At 52.2% G+C, this 21,317-nt stretch carries 16 protein-coding genes and 1 pseudogene; 3 read left to right on the top strand and 14 right to left on the bottom strand.

The window, feature by feature from the left end; genetic code table 11:
- Positions 1 to 7 precede the first annotated feature (7 nt).
- From OU993_RS28620 to OU993_RS28590, 7 genes are all read right to left on the bottom strand, one after another.
- Positions 8 to 1,276: a hypothetical protein gene (locus OU993_RS28620; RefSeq protein WP_268162631.1), complete on the bottom strand. Its 1,269-nt coding sequence runs from the start codon at positions 1,274 to 1,276 to the stop codon at positions 8 to 10.
- Between the two features lie 686 nt (positions 1,277 to 1,962).
- Entirely contained in the window at positions 1,963 to 3,198 is a 1,236-nt protein-coding gene (locus OU993_RS28615; RefSeq protein ID WP_268162630.1) for a class I SAM-dependent methyltransferase, read from the bottom strand.
- 157 nt (positions 3,199 to 3,355) lie between these two features.
- On the bottom strand, positions 3,356 to 4,165 hold the full coding sequence (locus tag OU993_RS28610; protein WP_268162629.1) for a hypothetical protein: 810 nt from the start codon (positions 4,163 to 4,165) through the stop codon (positions 3,356 to 3,358).
- A 35-nt stretch (positions 4,166 to 4,200) separates the two neighbouring features.
- Complete coding sequence (locus OU993_RS28605; RefSeq protein WP_268162628.1) at positions 4,201 to 4,947, bottom strand: ABC transporter ATP-binding protein; 747 nt, start codon at positions 4,945 to 4,947, stop codon at positions 4,201 to 4,203.
- Entirely contained in the window at positions 4,944 to 6,173 is a 1,230-nt protein-coding gene (locus OU993_RS28600; RefSeq protein WP_268162627.1) for a hypothetical protein, read from the bottom strand. The genes OU993_RS28605 and OU993_RS28600 overlap by 4 nt, the downstream gene beginning before the upstream one ends.
- 19 nt (positions 6,174 to 6,192) lie before the next feature.
- A complete protein-coding gene (locus OU993_RS28595; protein ID WP_268162626.1) occupies positions 6,193 to 7,020 on the bottom strand; it encodes an ABC transporter permease in 828 nt (275 codons plus the stop codon).
- Positions 7,017 to 8,228, bottom strand: coding sequence for a hypothetical protein (locus OU993_RS28590; protein ID WP_268162625.1), 1,212 nt, complete (start codon positions 8,226 to 8,228; stop codon positions 7,017 to 7,019). The genes OU993_RS28595 and OU993_RS28590 overlap by 4 nt, the downstream gene beginning before the upstream one ends.
- Positions 8,229 to 8,772: 544 nt before the next feature.
- Here OU993_RS28590 and OU993_RS28585 point away from each other — a divergent pair.
- Positions 8,773 to 9,531: an FkbM family methyltransferase gene (locus OU993_RS28585; protein WP_268162624.1), complete on the top strand. Its 759-nt coding sequence runs from the start codon at positions 8,773 to 8,775 to the stop codon at positions 9,529 to 9,531.
- Between the two features lie 138 nt (positions 9,532 to 9,669).
- Here the strand turns inward: OU993_RS28585 and OU993_RS28580 are convergent, their stop codons facing one another.
- From OU993_RS28580 to OU993_RS28570, 3 genes are read right to left on the bottom strand one after another with little or no spacing between them, the layout of a single operon-like run.
- Positions 9,670 to 10,713, bottom strand: coding sequence for an SAM-dependent methyltransferase (locus OU993_RS28580; protein WP_268162623.1), 1,044 nt, complete (start codon positions 10,711 to 10,713; stop codon positions 9,670 to 9,672).
- Positions 10,714 to 10,764: 51 nt separating this feature from the next.
- Positions 10,765 to 11,010 carry an acyl carrier protein gene (locus OU993_RS28575; protein WP_268162622.1) on the bottom strand — a complete coding sequence of 82 codons (246 nt, stop codon included), beginning with the start codon at positions 11,008 to 11,010 and terminating at the stop codon, positions 10,765 to 10,767.
- Positions 11,003 to 12,838 carry a fatty acyl-AMP ligase gene (locus OU993_RS28570; RefSeq protein WP_268162620.1) on the bottom strand — a complete coding sequence of 612 codons (1,836 nt, stop codon included), beginning with the start codon at positions 12,836 to 12,838 and terminating at the stop codon, positions 11,003 to 11,005. The genes OU993_RS28575 and OU993_RS28570 overlap by 8 nt, the downstream gene beginning before the upstream one ends.
- Before the next feature lie 114 nt (positions 12,839 to 12,952).
- On the opposite strand from OU993_RS28570, the gene OU993_RS28565 reads away from it, so the two are divergent.
- Complete coding sequence (locus tag OU993_RS28565; protein ID WP_268162619.1) at positions 12,953 to 14,686, top strand: WcbI family polysaccharide biosynthesis putative acetyltransferase; 1,734 nt, start codon at positions 12,953 to 12,955, stop codon at positions 14,684 to 14,686.
- A 91-nt stretch (positions 14,687 to 14,777) separates the two neighbouring features.
- Here OU993_RS28565 and OU993_RS28560 read toward each other — a convergent pair whose 3' ends face one another.
- The 4 genes and pseudogenes from OU993_RS28560 to OU993_RS28545 all read right to left on the bottom strand — a co-directional run bounded on the left by OU993_RS28560 (position 14,778) and on the right by OU993_RS28545 (position 19,829).
- Positions 14,778 to 15,830, bottom strand: coding sequence for a hypothetical protein (locus OU993_RS28560; protein WP_268162618.1), 1,053 nt, complete (start codon positions 15,828 to 15,830; stop codon positions 14,778 to 14,780).
- A 160-nt stretch (positions 15,831 to 15,990) separates the two neighbouring features.
- On the bottom strand, positions 15,991 to 17,070 hold the full coding sequence (locus OU993_RS28555; protein WP_268162617.1) for a polysaccharide biosynthesis/export family protein: 1,080 nt from the start codon (positions 17,068 to 17,070) through the stop codon (positions 15,991 to 15,993).
- Positions 17,071 to 17,515: 445 nt separating this feature from the next.
- Positions 17,516 to 18,360 (bottom strand): annotated as a pseudogene (locus OU993_RS28550) (IS481 family transposase).
- Between the two features lie 128 nt (positions 18,361 to 18,488).
- Positions 18,489 to 19,829: a glycosyltransferase family 4 protein gene (locus OU993_RS28545; RefSeq protein ID WP_268162616.1), complete on the bottom strand. Its 1,341-nt coding sequence runs from the start codon at positions 19,827 to 19,829 to the stop codon at positions 18,489 to 18,491.
- A gap of 273 nt (positions 19,830 to 20,102) precedes the next feature.
- Here OU993_RS28545 and OU993_RS28540 point away from each other — a divergent pair, with 273 nt between their 5' ends.
- A complete protein-coding gene (locus tag OU993_RS28540) occupies positions 20,103 to 21,314 on the top strand; it encodes a glycosyltransferase family 4 protein (protein ID WP_268162615.1) in 1,212 nt (403 codons plus the stop codon).
- The last annotated feature ends 3 nt before the right edge of the window (positions 21,315 to 21,317 follow it).

The raw sequence follows: 21,317 nt of genomic DNA, 5'->3' as shown, positions 1-21,317 counted from the left end.
ATTTGTCTCAACGAGCGGCTGAAACAAGACTTTGTCTTGCTTCGGAAGCGAATAGTGACAGAATTAGCCGATTTCGATGATCACTTACCAGATGCCGATAATCGTCGATCATCCACATCAGTACATCTATCGGGCGTGTTCCTGCGGTCAGGGCTGCCGCATACGCGGCAAGTTTTTCAGGTTCCGGTACGATTGCCAGAACCGTTGTGTAAAATACCGTAATCACATCGCGTGGCGTCCATTGTTCAAGGGATTTTTCGGCGCCTGCTTCATATGTGACAGCCTTCATCAGGCGACGCATCTGACGATCAGCAAGGTCTGGCGTGTAAGTGATGCCCGAGCGGGAAATACCCGGCCGGTTTACGAGGGGTTCGTTCAAAACGGATGTAAATGCGGCATCAAACTTGGGTCCGGCAACCTGCACGGTATAACGGTCCACCAAGGCCGCCTGAGAGGCCAATATCTCGCGAGTCAACTCGCGATCCCCTAACGATAAACGATCACAAAGGTGGTGTGCCTCATCGATTGTTCGGACGCGGCCAGGCGAATTCGCAGGCATCAATGCCGACAAATAACCGCTGTCGAAGAATACGACCGGACCGCCGATCAGCATCATTTCGAGCGGCGCCATGTCGAGGTCATTCTTGTCCACGGATGAATATAGATAAGCCGCAGCTGTCTGTAGTGCTCGAATGCGATGCCTCTGGAGCTTCCAGCTGTCGATATCACGCCGTCCCAAATGCTCTACATGGTCAAAAAAACTGATCGGAAAGTGCTTTTCAACGAATAGAGAATAGCGTCGATCCATATTGTTTTTCTTGCAGCATGGAAGGCTTACGGCAACTCTTCCACGTTTTGTCGACCGAAAACCGTTCCATGTATCCCTGAATATATTAAGTCTCTCATTGAACCAGGCTGGAGCAATACTGACTGCGCCAATGGGGATATCATCCTTGACAGTCTGCGCGTCCGTTATGACATGATGGGTATTCCCACGTCTCTGAATGATTGGATAACATCCGAGATGAAAGAGTTCTGCTCCGATCGGTTGTCGCCAGCCATGTGCTCGAATGATCACGCGCCCGTCAAAAACACGGAGTATTTCATTGGTGCGCACCGCATCATTCGCCACCACGACCGTATCAAATCGCGCGTTCAGCAGCTGCGCGCCTTCTGCAGACAGTTGTGGCTTTTCCAGAGCTGGCATGACCAAGGCGCTATCCGACTTCGCCAGCCCTCCACCTACGATAAACTGCCCAAAGGCATCATCTGCCAATTCGGTTACGTTGAAGCCCAGGTCGCGTAGGCGCTGAGGCTCATCTCCTATCGAATTAGGTCGATGCCCTAACCAAAGTATGCGTCTGTACTTTGTCGCGTCTGCGCCCAATTGCTTAATCCTCGGTGTCGACTTCATCAGTCCCGCATTGGTGGTTACGAGCCATTTTCCTTCCACCGCCGCTCATAGCATGCCTAAACGAGGTATGGAAATGGCCAACCAGCCGTCTCCGACCGGAGCATTAAGGTTCCCCCCGCCGTGACAAAACAACGTTTCCAGGCCTATCCAAGAAACGAATATCCGCAACACTAGATGCATCTATATTTTAAACGTGCATAAAGTGCTGTACTGGAGAGGTGGAAACAAGATACTGCAAATTTTAGGCACTCATGAACGATATCGACTTTGCGGACACGTCTGATTTTCCCTCGATTACGCGAGGTGCGCAAAATGATGGAGTCAACGCACGGCACTGGACAACACAGTTCGAGCCGACGCTCCCGCCGTACCGGACAATTGGATATTCGGAATCGATCTAGAGATCCTCGCCTCCTCGAGGGTAGAGCAGAATGCAGAAACGTTTTAAACTCAAAAATCAGGCTACATCATAAACGCAACGCGATCCGCATATATTATAAAATAAAATGCGGCGTTTTGAGCGCCGCATTTGCCAGTAGACCGTTTAATTATACGATTTCGATTTCTGGAAACGGGAAGATAAATTTTCCACCTTTGGCGATATACTCCTGCTCTCGCTGCAAGATCCCTTCCTTGAAATGCCAGGGCAAGACTAGGAAATAATCAGGCTCCATTGCCCGAGCCTCGGTCTCAGAAATAATCGGAATACGAGTTCCAGGCGTTTCCTTGCCAAATTTCTCTGGATTGACTTCAGCGATATAGGGCAATTCATTTTGCGTAATGCCGCAAAACTGCAGCGTTACATTTCCCTTTGTCGAGGCGCCATAACCAAAGACCTTTTTACCATCCGCGGCCAGAGCTTTGAGAAGTCTGGTGAGATCTGCACGATGGCGATAGACGCGATCCTCGAATTCGCGGAAGGGGCGAACCGTGTTGAGACCCATGCGGTCTTCTTGCTCAAGCAGCCAGTTAATAACAGCGTCGTTGGCCTTGTGGGATGATCCCTTGAACGCAGCTGTGACCGCAAAGCTCCCGCCATTGATTCCATTCATCTGGACATCGACGACTCGCAAGCCTGCGGCTTCCAGAATGAGGTTCACGACTCCAAGGCTGTAATACTCGAGATGCTCGTGGCAAATGGTATCGTATGATACAGTTCTGAGCATTGCAGGCATATAGCTTTGTTCAAAATGCCAAACACCATTCTTATCGAGAATGGATGCAATATCGCGTGCAAAAGCAATGGGATCATCAAGATCGTAAAACATCGCGATCGACGTTACAATCTTTGCCTGCTTCTGACTTACCTTCCGGAAATTCGCTTCGTTGAAAAAGTCAGGAACGAGTTTTACATCATCCGGGTAATATTGGTGAAATTTCGCGCCGGTCGGATCGATGCCAATGCGTTCGATGCCAGGCGTTTTATAAGCCTTCAGCGAAGTGCAATCGTTTGAGCCAATGTCAAGTACAACGTCGCCGGGAGCAATATCAGAGAACTTTTCCAAGAACCCGATCTTATGAGTGAGATGGCGAACCATTGAGGCGTTCAGGCCGGAGCGGTAGCCATAGTTGTCGCCATACATTTCGGAGGAATTGTACGTGTGGGCAAGCTGGAGCAATCCACTATCCTGGCACCATACCAGTTCCAGCGGCCCGGATGTGACTGGCTGGTTTGCCGCAGGAAAAACACCGGTCAATTCTTGGTACCCAAGCTGAAGCACACTGACTAAGTTCTTCGAACCGCTGACGCGGCACGCATCAATTTTCTGATATGGCTCACTCATTATTCGCATGTCCCCAAGTTTTGCACGGTAGTCGACGTTTTAGCGCTTCGTCGTTTTCCGTCAACTACATCTGCCGGATTAAGTTGGGCAGCAGTGAGATGTTTTTCAGAAAACATAAATCAATGATTTGCAGTATAATAGTCAGCACAAATTTTTATCATGGCAACACGGCGCCGAGACTTTTGGTTGTTGCGAGGCGTCGCACATGCCGTATAGATATATTGAAATGATACCCGAGGAACCCATATCGATCTTTATACCTTTCAATTCGGGCATCTCGCGTATAATCTTCATGCAAATCGAAGTCGTCATAAAAATCACGATATCTCTTTAAAAATAAATTTTGATCTAAATTGCTCATCTCTCTGTAACGAAGCGGGCATGCTATATTGATCTGTCCAATCAGCCGCTTTTGATTAAAAATACGCAGTACATGATCGGAATTTAAGTCAAATCCTATTTGATTTGCTATGTTGGTGATTGTGTTTTTCGTATCGAAACACACCTGATTGTAGGAAAGCGCTTTAACATTGTTTGTCTGTGTCCACTGGCGGAGATAAGAAATTTGAGTGTCAATCGCAGAAAAAGTGTCTGCTATAGTGACAATCTCTGAAAATGGACGTTCTCCGAGTTTCCGAGCACGTTTCCCGTGATCGACCATGGATAGAGCGATTTCACGCGGATCGCGGAAACTGGCATTGGCCTTCAGTTCGCCAGATGCAATTAATCTTGCCACATCTGGGTCCAATGGTCCGTGCGTTTTAAGGACAACATGCCTGTCCCCTGCCTTGGCCGCAATCCGCTCAAGAAAATTTGTCGAAATTCTATCGAAATAATTTTCAAATATATTTCTGCCTGGCCTAACAATTCTGCAAATATCTCCTCCGCTGCAGCGTAGTATTTCCTCCGTTATTTGATAAAGGAATGTACTTGCGGATTTTGTTAATCCATAGCAAATATATATCATATTATACCTCGATCACGGACACACCTTCTGAAAGTTTAAAGTGTCGAGTAGATGCTAAGCGCCAGATCCAAGTCATCGAAAACGCGTCCGCGCCCACTTTTCAGGACGAGCGCACGGTTACAATAGTTACGGATGGTATTGACATCGTGGCTCACCAAAATCATCGCGCAGTGTTTCCGTTTTACAAACAATTCATCGTGACATTTTCGCTGAAAGCGCTGATCGCCAACCGCAATCACCTCATCGATGAGAAAACAGTCAAACTCGACCGCCAACGTTAAGCCAAAAGCGAGCCTGGTGCGCATGCCGGACGAATATGTCGCCATTGGCATGTGCAACAACCGGCCGAGTTCGGCGAAGTCGTCGACGATCGCGACGGCCTTCTCAACCGGAACGCCATACACGCGCGCGATAAAGCGGATATTGTCATGGCCAGTCATCGCATTTTCGAAACCACCGCTGAATCCGACCGGCCAAGACAGGCTCATGCCACGATGGATTGTGCCAGAAGTTGGAGGTTCGACGCCGGAGACGAGTTTTACCAGCGTCGACTTGCCTGCACCATTTTGGCCTAGAACAGCTATTTTCTCTCCGGGCCTGATCGTAAAACTGATCTTATCGAGGACTGTCCGCTCCCCCATCGGGGTCTGATATCGCTTGACCAGATCAACGATTGCGATCCTGGGATCGGTGTCAACTGCATGACGGGTCTCAGCTTTCGGCATGCCGGGACCATTCAATGGTCGCGAGTCATTCGGGATTTCCTCCGCATGTACGCTCAAAGCTTGTGCTCCATCGTGGCGGAAACCATGCTTTTAACGATGCTGAATGCGGCGAAGGACAATATCGCAATGCCGAGGACCATCAGAATGCGGTAGGGAAGCGCCGGTACATCCGGCAATCCGGGTTCAACGACGCGCTGAAGATATATCCGTTGATTCTGCGCATCTTGACGCGTCTTTTCAAATTGTGCCGCGGCAAACGCGATTTTTTTCGCGGCGATATCGCGCTTGAGCGTCAGAAGTTCGTAATCCTTCATCTTTGAAACGGCTGATTCCGGATCACCGACAACGGTCTTGCGCAGAACAGACAATTGCTCGCGATAGGCTCGGATCTGTTCAGTTAGGGGCTTGACCGACGGGGAATTTGGCGCAAGGCTTCGCTGCTGTCCAAGCGCGGCTTCCATTCGGGTAATTTCGCCGGCCATCTTTCCAATCTGTGACAGAGTTGCCTCGGACTCGATGCTTGGGTCCAATACGGACTGCGTATTACGATAGGCTGACAGATCCGCTTCGACGTTGACGAGTTCCAACTGCGACTGGGCGAGAAAGCTCCTCGCGAAGTTTTCGGCATCTCTATTGGAGCGCGCACTAAGACCGTTCACAAAGATTTCCGAGATTTGCAGTAGCGAGTTGGCCATGTTGATCGCGTCGTTGGGTCGATAGGCACGCGCCACTAGCGTGACGATGCCTGTTACACCATCCATCTCGACACTAATATGCTGCCGGTATGCCTTGAAGTAGTTCTCCTGGTTATCCTTGGCCCACCAGGCAGGATATCGACTGAACACATCCGCCTCCGGTCGCCCCATGATGTCGCGCATACCGTGATCACGCTCCATGGTTCTCGCAGCATCGCGCGATTTGATGAATTCAATCAGAGCATAGGCATCATCGTCGGAACGTGCACTCACCTGCCCTTGTCCGAAGGATGATAGTGGTCCATCCATTTTTCCAGGTGTCCGAAGGATGAACTTTGATTCCGAGACGTAAACATCGGAAGCAACAAAGCCGAAATAGACTGTGCCCACAAACACAGGCAACAGGAAAACGATCAGAAACAGACCATGCCTTGTCCACCAGGCCCGCGTCCTTGGCTGTGGCACATGCGCGACGCCATCCAGCGCGGGCGCGGCCGGCCCCTCGGTCCGCGCAAGGGCGACGAGTTCGATCTGCGCAGGATAGCCGGCGCTTGTCGCCACAGCCGGGTCGAGTTCAATCGATTTCATTTGGGCTTCGGTCATGGTGCTAGTAGAGCTTTATGTGTTTCTGGGCATGGTTGACGATAGGCAATCCGATGCTGGTCAACAGCAGCCCCCACACCGCAAGGTATGGCACACTCCACTCCGTCGGCACATGGGATCCGAACATACCCGCTCGAAACATCTCGAAAAATTGAACGAGGGGCGACCACCACAAAATTCCCTGTACACTCTCTGGTAGCCAGTGAAGCATGTAAAAAGAACCGGTCATAGGAAGCGAAATATACAGTGTCGGCTGAACAAAATGGCCGACAGGTTCCACCATCTCAGTTAGCCCGGCGATAATCAAGGAAACGCCGAAGGCAAACCAGGTCAGAAGAAGCCAGGCTCCGATCACCAACAGCGGATCCTCCAGTGTCTCCATATATCCAAGAATATTAAAAAGCAGGTAGGTGATAAAGAAGGCAGCGAGCCCACCCAGGCATTCCAAAACCGTACGCGCAATCAGCATATCCAATATGCGGATATTCCGGTGGAACAGCAATGCAGCACTGAAGCGCAAGGCATAGATCGACTTACCGGTGATATGGCGCCACAAGGTCAGCATTGAATATCCAGATAGCGCAAACGGAATAAGGCCGACGCCTTCATGACCTTTCTCAAAACCCGACATTGACCACATCAGCATCACGCCCGATGTCATCAGCATTGGTTCGCCGATAATCCAAAAGAAGCCGAGATTCTCGTGGCCAAACCTGCCGAGAGCCTCGCGGACCATAAGTGCGCTAATAACCCGTCTCTGGATTGCTAGAGCGGCCCAATAGCTCGTCTTCCTTTCGACTTTGCCGAACGATGAATGATTTTGAACGGTCAATGCAAATGTTCTCCCGCCCCGACCATCAAGACCCATCCGATTGAAAAGATTGTTATGCCCAAAACGAGGATGGTGATGACGGACTTGAAACGATGTGGTTCGGTCGGATAATCTGGAAGATGCGGACGAACAACTTGTTCTACATAAATGTGTTGGCGCCTTGCTTCCTTAAGCGCATCATCGAAGGACTGCAGGGAACTGGTGAGAACCTTGTCTGCAAGCTCCCGCTTCAATACAAATTGCTCATATTGCTCGAGTTTGCTCGCAAGCGCGCTATCTCCGCCGGCCAGCTGCCCCTGCTGATCCTTGATGCGTTCGCCTAAAGCGGAAATTTTTGCGTTCAGTGATTGGAGAGACGGATTGCGTGGAGCGGTGACCTCCAATTGCTTGACCTGTGCCATCGCACTGGCCTTCTCTGCAGTCAGCTTTCCAATTGTCTCCAATAATGTCGCCGCGGATTTCGAAGGATCGACGATCAGCTGACGATTCCGATAGTCGGTCAATGCTGATTGGGCTTCAACGACATTGGCCTCCGCGCGCGCTACCTCTGCGCGTGCAGTCTCAATTGTATCCTCTTGAGCGCGCTCATTAATGCGGTTCACCATGTTCTCGGCGATACGCAGAAGCGTTTCCGCTATCTGATGCGCATCTTGTGGACGAAAGGCCGTAACCCTTAGCTGTACAATTCCCTTTGCAGCATCTTCGGTGACCGAGACTCGGTCCGTGAAATAGTCATAAAGAGATTCACGATTTTCTGACCGCCAAAAATAAGGATAAGCTGACATAAAATCAGCCTCAGGGCGCGTATAGATACCTCGAACATCGACGGATTCATTCTGCAAAGCATCGAGGGCGTCTCTGGAGACTAGATATTTCTGGATGATGTACGCATCATCTGCGGTCTTTGCGATACCGATCGTACGGAAAAGCACATCCAATCCCGTTATTTTCGGCGCCGAAACACTTCTCACAATAAATCGAGCTTCCGAAACATAACGCGGAGCGGAAAAAAATGTATAGTATAAAAAACCAATCGATGTCGGAATAATTATCGAAACCCACAAAAGTATACGTGTCAGAGCGGCACGTTTTTGCTCCAAACGTAGGTAGGCATCTGCAGGGCCGCCGATCTCTTGACCTAACATGGGAAGCGTTGTTTTTTTACCTCCGTCTGCCCTTGCCAATGGTCTCATAAAGGAAATATTCACGATTGTTTCCGTTTTGCATTCGATGCGGCGCAAGCCCGCTTAGCTCGACGGGTTCAGCCGGAGCGGTGACTTTAGGACATTCTCCAATATCGGCTATGATGGTTATCACGTCAATGCGGCGACATCCTGCAGGCCGGAACTTGATTTGCTCACTGCCTCTGTACTTTCTTGAGACATGGCAGACCTCTTCCAGGTTGCGTTCACCAAGGGAGAAAACGGCCGGTCTGTTTCGCCTGGATCTGTCAACGCGTTTTGCTCTCCACTTCTGTGACAGTTCCGGCTGAAAATTTTGAGAACGACATACATCCTCCTTGCGACAAGATCATCTCAGTTTTGCACAGGTCACACCTGTACCACGAAACACGGCGTCGTTCGCTCAAGGGAAATCCTGGCAATTGCTCCGACATCATGTTCCCCAAAAAGACAATTCTAGATTTTATTCGGTCAAGTGGATGGCGGTTTCTATGGACGTTCCCCATTCCCTTGGTAAGATGAATTCGAATTTCGGCTCTACACCTTTATCCCTATGGCCAAGGTAGCATGCATGACACGTGACGATCTTGTTTTTTCAGAGCTTTCCCCTCGAGTTCAGGCGTCGGGGGAAGCTTTGTCTTTCATGACCTCCTACGCACAGAATTTCGAGGACGTCATGCTTCGCAGAGCTTTGCAAGATGTGGCGTGTGGCTTCTATGTCGATGTCGGGGCATTCTCCCCGGATCTTCATTCCGTTACGAAACATTTTTACAATGCAGGGTGGCGGGGCATCAATATCGAGCCTCACCCGGTTCATTTTGGAAAATTGTGCGAAGCACGCGACCGCGACATCAATCTGCAAATTGCCCTATCTGACTTTATTGGAGGCGGCACACTGCAAGTTGTCGAGCAAACCGGCATGTCCTCGCTCAACGACGACTTTGCCGATTTCGTTCGTCAAAACTGGACAATTACTCCCAGTTCGACACAGGTATCAACCCTTGATGCCATTCTCCAGCAGCATGCTCCCGAGACTGTTCTCGACTTCCTCAAGATCGATGTTGAGGGTAAGGAGACGGAAGTCCTCAAGGGTGCCGCACTTGATCGCAACCGTCCCCGCCTCATCGTCATAGAGGCAACAAAGCCGATGACCCAGGAGCCGGCTTGGGAAGAATGGGAACCTGGCCTCTTATCTTGCGGCTATCTTTTTGCCTGGTTCGACGGTCTCAATCGGTTCTACGTTCGCGAAGAAGACCGTGAGCGACTAACCTATTTCCGTCTCCCGCCATGTTGTTTCGACAGCTTCGTGGTCGCTCCGCCTCAGGAGTGAGGATCTGCCCAATTGTAAGGCTGACGGAGGCGAGACATGCGCTTTATCTTCATGCTTGTAATCTAGCAGGCAACGGTTTGATCAATGCCGCTTCTTCTGTCTGGAATCTCTTGTCGGACTGACCGATGCCTCAGTGCTTCAGCCATTTTTCCGAATGACGAGGCCGAAACAGGTGCTCGCAAAACCATCAATGTTGAGCTTCAGATGGGCAACGTTCGGCTCCCAGTTTGCAGCCATATCCGGTTTCATATCGTGAACCCATGGTGGAATGTCGATAAACTTATCAAGCGGCTTGTCGCCGACCGAAAAATCAAGTTCCGCAACGTGATGTCCCGCGGCCCTCAGCCTTTCGGCAATCTCCAAGAAATGCCGACGTTGGAAAAGCACCGTCTGCCAGTTGTCGATGGTTTCGGTGTCGTTCATGAAATTGAACTCTGTAGTATGGATCGCAACACCGCCAGGTCGCAAGGCCCGCAGCGAGTTTTCGATGAAGTCGAGCCCGCAGGAAATTGAGCCAAGATGTTCCAAGGCGCAGATGGACCAGCAGAAGTCAAAACCGCTGAGGTCATGAGGAATGTCATTCATGTCGACATAACGCAAGACAGCATGGTCCTCGAAGACGTGCCGATCAACGAGGTGAGAATGAAACGCAACATCAAGCGTTTCGGTATGCTGGTTGGAATTAACCCATCCAAGCTCGCTAGATTGTTCCGGTGCCAGATCCGTGACGGTGACTTTGATGCCTCTGCTTGCCAGATAACTCGGAAGTGGTTCGCGTCCGCAGCCAAATCCCAGGCCGTGCATGCCCGCCTGCAGTAAGTCACTCTCGTAAAGCGCCTGAAGCACGAAAGCATATTCCCAAAGCTTGCGATGAAAGACCAACGGCAGCTTCAACTCGCTCAACCAGTACCTGAGCCACAGGCTTTCCATATCTGCCTGCGTGGCCGGCTTAGACCGGAGTCCGATGATTTGAACGTGCGCATTCTCGATGGGAGGCAAGGCCTTGACCAGTGCGGCGGCAAGCTCATAGCCGAAATATTTCAGATTCAATGCCATTGCATCGATGTTGTGCAGCTTACGGGCAATGGCGTTGAGATTCGGATGCGAGTGGTCGTTGGTTAGCGTTGCAATCAGACGCGTGATCTCATGGAAATCGGATGTCGTCTTGTCGTTTGTAGACATTGTCTTCCTAACAGAATTTATCGAGCGCCTGTCCTGCGGCGTGCAATTGCGTTATGCGTCAGTCAGCGTTGTGATATACCCGCAAAAGTCACCAAGCGTCGGGTAATCCTCGGTGACTGATGGATAGAGTTCCAGATCGAACTTTTCCTCTACAGCGATCACGAAGTGTACCGACATTGCAGAGTCCAGCCCTAAACCGGTAAATGTGTCGGACGCATCAATCATGGTTGCCTCGATTTCCAGCATGCGCGCCAGTTCACTGATACAAAATTCCCGAATGCTATTAACGCTAACCATGCTCAATCTCCGAGGTAATTGTCTGGGTATCCGCCGGACCAATGAATGGAAGTGGAGCGGTGACGAGACGAGCATGCTCAAATGCACCGGCGAGCCAGAGATCGCGAGCGCGGTGTCTTTGTATCTTGCCACTCGTTGTTTTCGGGATATTTCCCGGCCGGATTAGGGCAATCTTCGTAAGTGAAATGTCATGATTCTCGGCTACGGCCTTTCGGATTGCTGCGCAAATCGCACGCTCGTCAAGGTTATGCCGTTGCGTGCGTTCGACCTCCTGAACCAGGATGACCTGTTCCAGTCCCTTCTCGTCCAGCACAGTGAACACGGCACAATGATCTCGCCTCAAAGCTGTGTGCGCGGTTGCTGCCGTACCTTCGATATCTTGCGGATAGTAATTCACGCCACGAATGATAATGACGTCCTTGATGCGACCGGCGACAAACAATTCGCCGGCATCATCCACATGTCCCAGATCACCCGTTCGAAGCCATCCGCCGGCATCATCCGGATCAGCAAGTCTTGCATCAAACGTCTCCCGGGATGCCTTAACATTATTCCAGTAACCGCCGGCTATGCTCGCACCTCGAAGCCAGATCTCACCGATCAGGCCCTTAGGTTGACGAATACATTCTTGCGGATCGACAATGGCGACCTCGACACCCGATACTGCACTTCCGCAGCTAACGATCTGGCGGCGATCCTGGATATCGCGTGGAGAAACGATGCGACGGGCGTGTAAACCGTGGGCGCTCACCTGCGCCGTGTAGGGGCCGCGCCCTCGGACTGCGGAGGTTGCGACGAGCGTCGCCTCCGCCAAGCCATAGGTCGGATGCATGGCAGATGCATTGAACCCATGCCGCTGAAAGCATTCGGCAAATCTTGCTAATGTATCTTGCCGGACTGGCTCAGCACCGTTGACAGCGAGTTTCCAGCCGGAGAGATCGATTCCGTCCATAGCATCTGCACGATATCGATCGACGCAAAGGTCATACGCGAAATTCGGGGCTGCTGCCACTTCCGCTTTGTGCTTATGGATCGCTTGAAGCCAATGAAGAGGTCGGTGCATGAACGTTGAGGGCGTCATCAGAACGCTTGTTGCACCGACATACAACGGCTGCAGAAGGTTCATGATCAGTCCAAGATCATGGTAGAGCGGTATCCAGCTGACATGGGTTGAACATTCGTGGTTCCCCAACCGACTGCGCATCATTTCAAGATTTGCCAAAAGGTTGCCGTGACTGACCATCACCCCTTTCGGCACGGACGTGGATCCTGACGTGTACTGCAAGAAGGCAATGCTCTCCGGAGACAGGGACACCGGGGTGAACGCGAGAAGCCGAGACGTCAACGTCACCGGAACATGATCCACTCCTGCCTCATGGAAGCGCGCAAGACTGGCAGTTTGAAGCGCCTGCCCTTCTTCGCCGGATGTCAAGAAGATCCGCGGACGGCAATCTTCAATAATCGCGATGCTCGCATCGCGCCCAGCGGTTTTTCGCGGTGGCATCAGAGGCACCGCAATAATGCCTGCCATCAGGCAGGCAAAGTAGGACACCACGAATTCCAACCCTGTCGGAAACAGGAGAATTGCCCTGTCTCCGGGAGAAGCCTTGGCTGATAGATCGGCGGCAAGGGTTTGTGCCTGCTGCCATAACTCGAGGAAGGAAAGAGCGACCTCCGGTCGATTCGCTTCAGGTACGAAAACAACTGCCTTGTGATCTCGTCTTACCGTTGCCTTGACGATCAGCATGTCTAAAAGAGAAGAATAGGATTGCATGTATCGGATCAACTCACTCTTCGCCGCAACAAGAACTCTCTTAATGAGAAACACGTCGTTCCTCAATCGGCAGTTCGCTTCGGATAAAGTTCATCGACGTGCATATGGAATGTTGGGATACAAACTATTCATTCCACGACAATGCGAGACGCAGGGAACCGCCTGGATATGGCTGATACCATCATTTCACCGTTAAAAACTGGCGGACAAGACCTCCTTGATAAAATGGAAGTTCAATTCCCAGGCTATCGCAATGCCGACGGCAGCATCTCCTGCGTTCCTTTCTATCCATTTCGAAGCATGATGTTCGGCCCATTCCTCAGGCTGGAAGAGGGACGCTATAGTCTCGACATCGCAGCGATGGCTGGTCCTTGCCTCTGGCAACACGATCCTGTCATCGGCGTGGAAATCATCATGCAGAACAGGTTCCTGCGAGCTTTCAGAGATTTCACGCCGGCCGAACTTAACAGAGGTTTACATCGAATTGAATTTGATGTGCCGCATAAATTATCGATCGAAAGCGGTGTCGACGCCCCTTGCGAGTTTCGCGTGACAGGTTTCGGTGCAGGTCGCGTGAAAGTCCAAAAGCTCGCGCTTGCGCGCCTCTCCGCGGCCTCGACACGCGAGACCTCGCCAATGATCTTCCGCATGCAAGGACGCTGGCGACCACTGCGATTGCCGGGATCGGTGTCGGTGTCGCCCCTGACGATCGGCGCCATTACATTCAACCGTTCCCTGTCATCTTTCTATCTGCCGGCAGGCATGATGCGTCTTGACCTGGCCTTCGATGTTGGCAAGGTTGATCAGGAAGCACGCGAAGTTCTCGATGTGCGATTGCTGAGTCAGGACGGTCAGACGATCGCATCGGAAATCTTCAGCGGCGAGGATATCCTATCGGGGAAAGCTTCCTTTCTGTTCGAGGTCCCCTTCGACATCAGCTACGACGGCGGCACTCCTCAACGACTGCGGCTCGATCTGCGACATTTCCGCAATGTATGGCTCAAGATACGTGACATTTCCATTGTCCGACCTAGCGAAACCATCGCATTAACAACGCCGCTTCGAATGGCATCGCCCCGCCCGCAGGGCGACGGAAAGAAGCGAATCCTGATTTTTGGCAATTGTCAGGCGGGTATTCTCTCCAACGCGATGCGCGATGGTGCATTCTCAAAACATTTTACTGTGAAGCATCACTTCATGGAACTCCCCGCCAACCTGCATGAACAGGGGCGAAGAGATCTTGATCGGAGCGACATCCTCCTCATTCAGGATATTCGGGAATGGGAAAACTATCCGTTGAAGGACTATGTTCCAGACACCGTGCACCGGCTACGCTATCCGTGTATACGGTTTGCCTCGCCTTGGCCGTTCGACGCGTTTAACGGACCGGATGACCGTCTTGCCCGCGACAAGGATTTTCCCAACTTCGAATTCACCTATTTCGACGGACTTCTGGCGCGGCTGCGTCAGGAAATTCCGAACCCGGAAGCAAGGCTTGAAGCCTATCGAACGCTCGCAGTCACAGGTGTGATCGACCCCAAGCGGCTGCATCGATTTGAAGAAAAACGACTCCGCGCGATGGACGAGAAATTCGATACGGGCATAGGCGCCTATATCCTTGAGAATTTTCGAGACCGTCCTCTGTTCTACACGACCGCACATCCGAACGGCACAATCTTGCGGATGCTTCTCAAATATCTTTCCCGACAGTTGGACGTCAGGGATTTCATTTGGCCGTCTCGCCGTCTCGATAGTTTGCGCTATCTGCAGGTTCCAGTTCATCCGGTTGTCGCCAGAGCGTTGGAGCTAAAATGGGCGAAAGACGACACGCTCTACCGCGTGCACGGCCGAAAGGTACGGTGGGAGGAATATTTCCGAAAGTATATAATGTACTATGGCTGATGCAACGGAATTAGCCCACAGCCCCCTGACAAAGATCTCAAGTCCCGGTGAACCAGCCAGATCGATTCCACGTTGATGCCGACAGCTGGCGTTATATCTCTTCTCCATTAATGTCGTTTTCTATCGCAAGCCTTTGAATGTAGACGTCTCCAATCTTCAACAGACCCTCAATTGCGCCTTCCCGTTGGATCAGTCGTATTTGCAGAGGTTCGCGGCTTTCTGAAACGGGAACGCGCAGCTTTAACGACATCTGACCTGCCGGCGGCAGTTTGAAAGATTCCATTTGGAGAACCCTTCCGTGAAAGATATCAATGTCTAGCGCGTTTCCGGAATAATTGTCCGCAACGTCAAGCGAGAGAGAAAGCTGCCATTGGCCCACCGGCAGATGAAGATATGGGCCGTAGATCAGGCAGCGCGCAGGTCCCAACATTTCAATCGGCTGGCTCAGAAGCACAGAGATTCCAGCATGTCCGACAAAAAGATCGGCCGGCCAACGCAAACTTTCCGGTAATTTGCCGATACGATCGTGTCGCATGGATGCCAGAACTGGCATGGCAATCGACTGCTCGAAGGGCGGTAAATCAACCGTATCGCGCCTTGGGCGAGCATTGGCGATTTGTTCCAGTATGATTGTTTCAATCGATCGGTCCGGGTCCCCGCTCGGATGGAGGCGCTGAAGGATATTCCGATAGAGATCACCCTCGACGTCGAGACCGAGATGAGTGGCAACCTGTCCAACGAACTGCCCGAGGGTCAACCGCTCCGAACGCGTTAGACGCAGTGCCAATGGAGAATCGTAAAGCGGCGCCGTCGTCGCTGAGAACAAGGAAGCAAGGCGCAACGCTTCCATCCAACCCAGCCCTCTTTCCCGGATAAGGAAGTCATGGACATCGACCGGGTCCTCCTCCAGGATAATGAAAGGAATCCGGCTACCGAGAATTGCCTTTATCAGTCCTTGGTCCGGACAGTCGCTATAGAGATGCAGATGCTTCTTTCTACGCGTGCCGAGTGCCGCCTTCAGGTCGTGCACAGTGCTGGCACCTATATAATCAAACTCGCCGAGAACGACCTCTGTTATTGTGTTGAGTGAAAACAGGCACCAATAGGCAAATGCGGATGATGGTCCAAATGTAGCGACTAACATTTACATCACCCATAAACCCGGTCGACAAGCAGATACTTCAGAATCGCGATTGCCCTACGAATCAGGAGAGCATCATTTCAGATGTCATTAGGCTGAAAACCTAACTCAAGCCCTCAATTTGTCGATTGCGGACGGCTTGCTCGATGGTTGGGTTTATGCGTCAGTTCGAAAGTGATTTTGCCTGAATTACCGGCGATGTGGCTGTCTGCACCAGACTAAGGAACTTTTGTACGTCGTTGCTCGGCGCCGATGCCACGTAAAGGATATCCTTGTCTTTAATGGTGATTTGTTGCGCAAGGAAATAGGATCCGGTCGATCGCAGATTCAGTCTGTAGATGATGTTGATCTGGCCATGTCCAGTCATCGGAATGGACGGATCAAGTGTTCTTGCGATTTCCACCGGCTCGCGGCGCATCAGGAATACACCGGAAGGATCGGCTTGGCTATCACGAAGTCCCCCCGCCTTAGCCAGAGCCTCCTGCAGCGTGATGCCCTGAGCACCAAAGTCAATCAAGTTGTTCGCACCCGTCGCGCCAAAGACGGTGAAACTACGCGCGATTTTCTGCAGCGACAGCGTGTCGCCCGGCAGAACATAGACATTCTCGCGCGGATTGCTGATGATCTGCTGCAATGGCATCGTGGCTGTGCGCTCACCGCGCATGAGGGTCACAAATGTTTCGTAGGGAGGAGTACGCACTCCTCCTGCCGCAGCGATGACATCCAGAATCTTTTCGCCCCGGGGGGACAGCTGCACTTGGGCGCTGGCCGACACATCACCTAAAACCGTAACCCTGCTCGACATATTGTCCTTGATCGAGACGATTACCTGAGGGTCGATCGCCTTGTCCTTGAGACGTTTGACGATCTGCTGTTCAATTGCGGCTGTGGAGAGACCGACGACGGGGATTCGGCCCGCAAAAGGCACGGTGATGGAGCCGTCACTCCCCACAAGCTGGGCAGGAATGACAGCTGAATGCTGACCTGTCGAATCCGGGCTTATTGAAGCACTTGAGAAGAGCCCACCAGCAGATGCCTCCCATATTGCAACCTGAACGGTATCACCAACGCCGACATTTTGGGTTGGCGCTGGTCTACGCTCACCAAACCGACCGTGCAAAGTTTCTGCTGGTTGGTGAGCGAGAACGTCTACAACATGTCTGTCGATATCCACCACAGCATAGCCAGCAGGTATCACGGGTTTACCGCTTTTTGCCTTGCTGTCACTGGAGGCCTCTATCACAGCTGCTGTCGTAGGCCCCTGGGATGGTAGGGCGGTACAGCCGGATATTACGACGGCTGGTGCAATGCACACGATAACCGTCGAGCGTCGTAAGGTCCACAAGTTTGAAAAGGCACCGGAAAAAAGCCGAATGTTCATGAATGCTCACAACAGTCATATGCGGGGTGCAGAGTTAGCCGCGCGCTTGCCCCCCGTCAATTGACGACGCGCCACTGTTTCGCATTTTGTGACCCTGCTTAGCGCAGAAAGCAGATTTTACTGTTCAAATTCATGGTTAATTTATCAAGAGGCGATCACTAACTTTGGAAGTGCTGCCAAGTCGCAACAGTTGGCTCGAAACCACAGAGTCCACGTCTCTATTTGAACAAATTCCACGCTGTGTAACATTAACCATTTATACGCAAAATCAATCTTTCAGAGCGATATCGGGGTGAACAGGATTCCATTAGATGTTTGGTCCCGGGATTTGATGGTGCGGGTTTGAGATGAATCGTTCTGGCTCGTTCTGCCATGCTTTGCAGATGGCTTCGTAGGGTGTGAGCCCGCGCAGGGTCTTAAGCCTGCGGCCGAAGTTATAGCTGGCGACGAAGTCGCCAAGGTGCTGCCGGAGTTGATCGTGGGTATCGTAGTGGTGGCGCTTGACGGTGCATCCTTGATGGTGCGGTGCATCCGCTCGACCTGACCGTTGGTCCAGGGATGCTTAGGCTTGGTGAGCCGATGGTCGAGTCATGCTCGGCGCAGGTGAGCTCGAACGAGTGCGCTCGGAAGCGTTCACCGTTGTCGGTGAGCACCGCGTGGATCTTGTACGGCACGGCCGCGATCAGGTGACGCAGGAAGTCGCCTGAGACGCGCGTGGTCGCCTTTTCGTGCAGCTCGACGAAGGCGAACTTGGTCGTGCGGTCGATGGCGCCGAACAGGTAGAGCTTGCCCTGCTCGGTTCTGACCCCGACAAGGTCGATGTGGAAGTTGCCGATCGGATAGCTTTTGAACTTCCGCTTCGCGGTCTTCTCGCCTTCGACCTCGGGTAACCGTGAGATGCCGTGCCGTTGCGGGCAGCGGTGCAGCGACGAGCGGGTCAGATGTGGGATCGTCGCCTGGAGGGCGTAGAGACAATCATCGGTGGCAGCAGCGTGTGACGCCGGAACGCGGCGACCACCGCTTCCACTTGGCGACGGTCTTCTGATTGATCCCGTGACGCTTCGCCAGGGCCCTCAGGCTCTCTTGACTATGCTGTATCGCTCGACGGACCGCCTCAGTCGTTGTGGCGCTCCCGTGGAGTATCTGGCCCATAGCGCTTCCTTTCACTCGTCCGTGAAGAATGCACCATCAAAACCCGGGATCAAACATCTAATCTATTGGAAGTCTGCGCTATCCAACTTCAGACCGCCTATCAATTTCTGGATGGCTACTGCTATCAATTATAGCCCGGCTAAGAGAGGCTGATAAAGCGCCTGAAGCCGTTCATGATAGCGTTCTGGGGAGAACAAAGTTGCGCGTTGCTGTCCAAGAGCACCGAGTTTCTGCCGCAATTCGCCATCTCCATCAATTTTCTGGATTGCACTGGCGATCTCTAAAGTGTTGTAGGGATCAACAAGCAGGGCTGCGTCACCGGCAATTTCCTCCGTCGCACCACCTTTGGATGTAATGACAGGCGTTCCAAGCAGCATGCTTTCCAGGATCGGTAGCCCGAAACCCTCGATGAGCGATGGAAAGATCGTGGCGCGAGCACCTTTAATGAGCGCGATCAGCAATGCCAACGGCACAAATTCGAAGCGAAACAGTTTTTGGTCCGCCGTGGGAAATGGGCCGGTTTTCTTCAATTGGCGCTGCGCCATATCGTTGAAGAAGCGCAACTCCTGATCCGATTGCCAGCCGGTTGGACCAACAATTGCAAGCTGTGACGAAACATTCGAAGTCAGGAACGCTTCCGTTAAACGTCCGACATTCTTTTTGGGTTCTATTGCTCCGAAAAACAGGAAATACCCTTTGTGCTTCAAACCAAAGATCCCCTCGACCTTGGCTTGGACTTCCGCGTCGTCCATCTGAACGAGAGCAACAGGCAAGCTGACCGCTTGATAGGTGTTGACGACCTTGTCGGGATCGCAGTTGAGAATGCGGATAATGTCCGACCGCGATGTCTCTGATACGGTCGCAATGACGTCGGCTTCACGAACGCAACGGTTGACAAGTTTAAGATAGCTCGATTTTCGATCCAGAGTTGCGTATGGCAGTCGCAGAGGAACAAGATCGTGCAGCGTATAGACGTTTCTTGCCCCGCGCATTTTCAGGGGCAATGGATAAGTCCAGTGCATGATCTGTGTCTTCGAGACGTTCATGACTTTATGAAAGCGCCCTGTCAGCGCGAACTGATAGTCCGCTGACGGATAAAGATCAGGGACGTTCCAGAGACTGTCAAAATGAGGAAGCCTGGAAGCCAGCGCTCGGGTTACGACCTCACCTGAGATCGGTACACGAAATGGTCGGTATCCGCCTGGATGTGGTATCAGACGCGCCAAATCGCGTAGAAACTCCTGACTCGTGTTCAACGGCTGCTCAACGTCGAAGAACGATACTTCCGTCATCAAGTCTGAACGCGTCCTGCGACGGACTGGCGACCCATAGAGAATACCAGTTGAATAACCGGATTGATGACATGCGAAACTGAGATTGCGTGCGTAGGTGGCTACGCCTGTTCCTCGTGACAAGCCGAGATTAAAGCCGTCGATCATGACCTTGGGCGTTTCGTCTGCACTGTTCATGAAAACCCAATCCGATAGACAGTAATACATCGGTAACTTCAGCGGCCCGACTTGCCAAAGGCTGAGACAGGTGTCAAGACTTGGTCAGTGCAGCCGATAGGAACGAAGCAATTGCAAGCCCCAATTGCCTACGACATGATGAGACTTTTCCTCGGCCCCTTGAGCCGGACTCCGCGTGGTATTGATCGGGTAGAGCTCATCCTTGCGAAGGCTTTATTTTCCTCTAGTGATCGCCAAGTCGTTGGAATATTACACACTATTTGGGGCACGCGAATGTACGATGCCGACATCGTCCGCCGCGGTCTGGACGCGTTGGAAGCTATGTGGCTGGAGAACAACGCGCCTGAAAACGACCCGAAACTGTCTATACTGGTGGCCCGTCTGCACGGGCAGTCCGTCGATCGTCTAGCCACCGGCAAGACAATGTCTGCTTTAGAAAAATTGATGCGCATGTTGACGCTCATCCGGGCGACCGGAATCTCCTTCGGCCGCTCCGCTCGCAAACATGTCCCAACCGGCGCAGTCTATGTCAATGTGGGGCAGATTATGCTTGCCTTGCCGTTCTTTATGCACTGGCTGCGAAAGCGGCCCGATGTCGTGCCTGTCTTCATGCTGCACGACGTTATTCCGCTGGAAATGCCCAATCACGTCGATCCTTCCTCTGTAAAACATCATGCGCAAATGGTGAAAACAGCAGCGACCTATGCGTCAGCGTTGATCGTCACGACCGAACATGTGAAGAAAATGGTCGGAGCTGCAATTGCGCGCCATCGGCGAACACCGCTGCCAACCTTAGCTCAAGCCTTACCTGTTTCCGATGTCTTCAATTCGCCCCCATCTGAGTCACGGCTGACGGACGTGCCCTACTTTGTCGTCTGCGGCAGTATCGAGCCTCGTAAGAACCACCTGATCCTTCTTGAGGTCTGGCGCCGGTTGGTACGGCATATGGGGCATCGTGCGCCCCACCTGGTTATCGTCGGATCGCCAGGCTGGAGTGGTGCTGCCATTCTGCAAAAATTCGAACGCTGCAACGAGACGCAGGGCTACATTCACGCTGTATCAGGTCTTTCGAGCCCTGCCTTGACACATCTTCTGAACGGATCCGTGGGTCTGCTGATGCCATCGCTCAACGAAGGTTTCGGCTTGCCGATCGTGGAAGCGAAGCGCCTCGGCGTTCCGGTGATTGCATCAGATATTCCGGCGCATCGCGAAGTGGCCGGACCAGAAGGCCGCCTGCTGTCCGCCGATGATCCGACCGTCTGGTTCGAGGCTGTCTTGGAGCGGGCGACATATCCGCAGCCAGCGGTTCGCATCGACGATGATCGATTCATGACGGCAACACGATACAGCCAGACCATTATGGCCTTCCTCGATCGTTGCGCTTTTGTCAGAACAGCACCGTTTCACGCCACCACGGATGCGGGACCGCTTGGCCAAACGGTCGATCAGGCCGCAAATGGCACGTTTACACCCGCACTCGAATAATAG

The sequence above is a fragment of the Rhizobium sp. SL86 genome (assembly GCF_026672545.1).
Classification (GTDB): domain Bacteria; phylum Pseudomonadota; class Alphaproteobacteria; order Rhizobiales; family Rhizobiaceae; genus Neorhizobium.
This window is presented reverse-complemented; position numbering and strand designations above follow the sequence as displayed.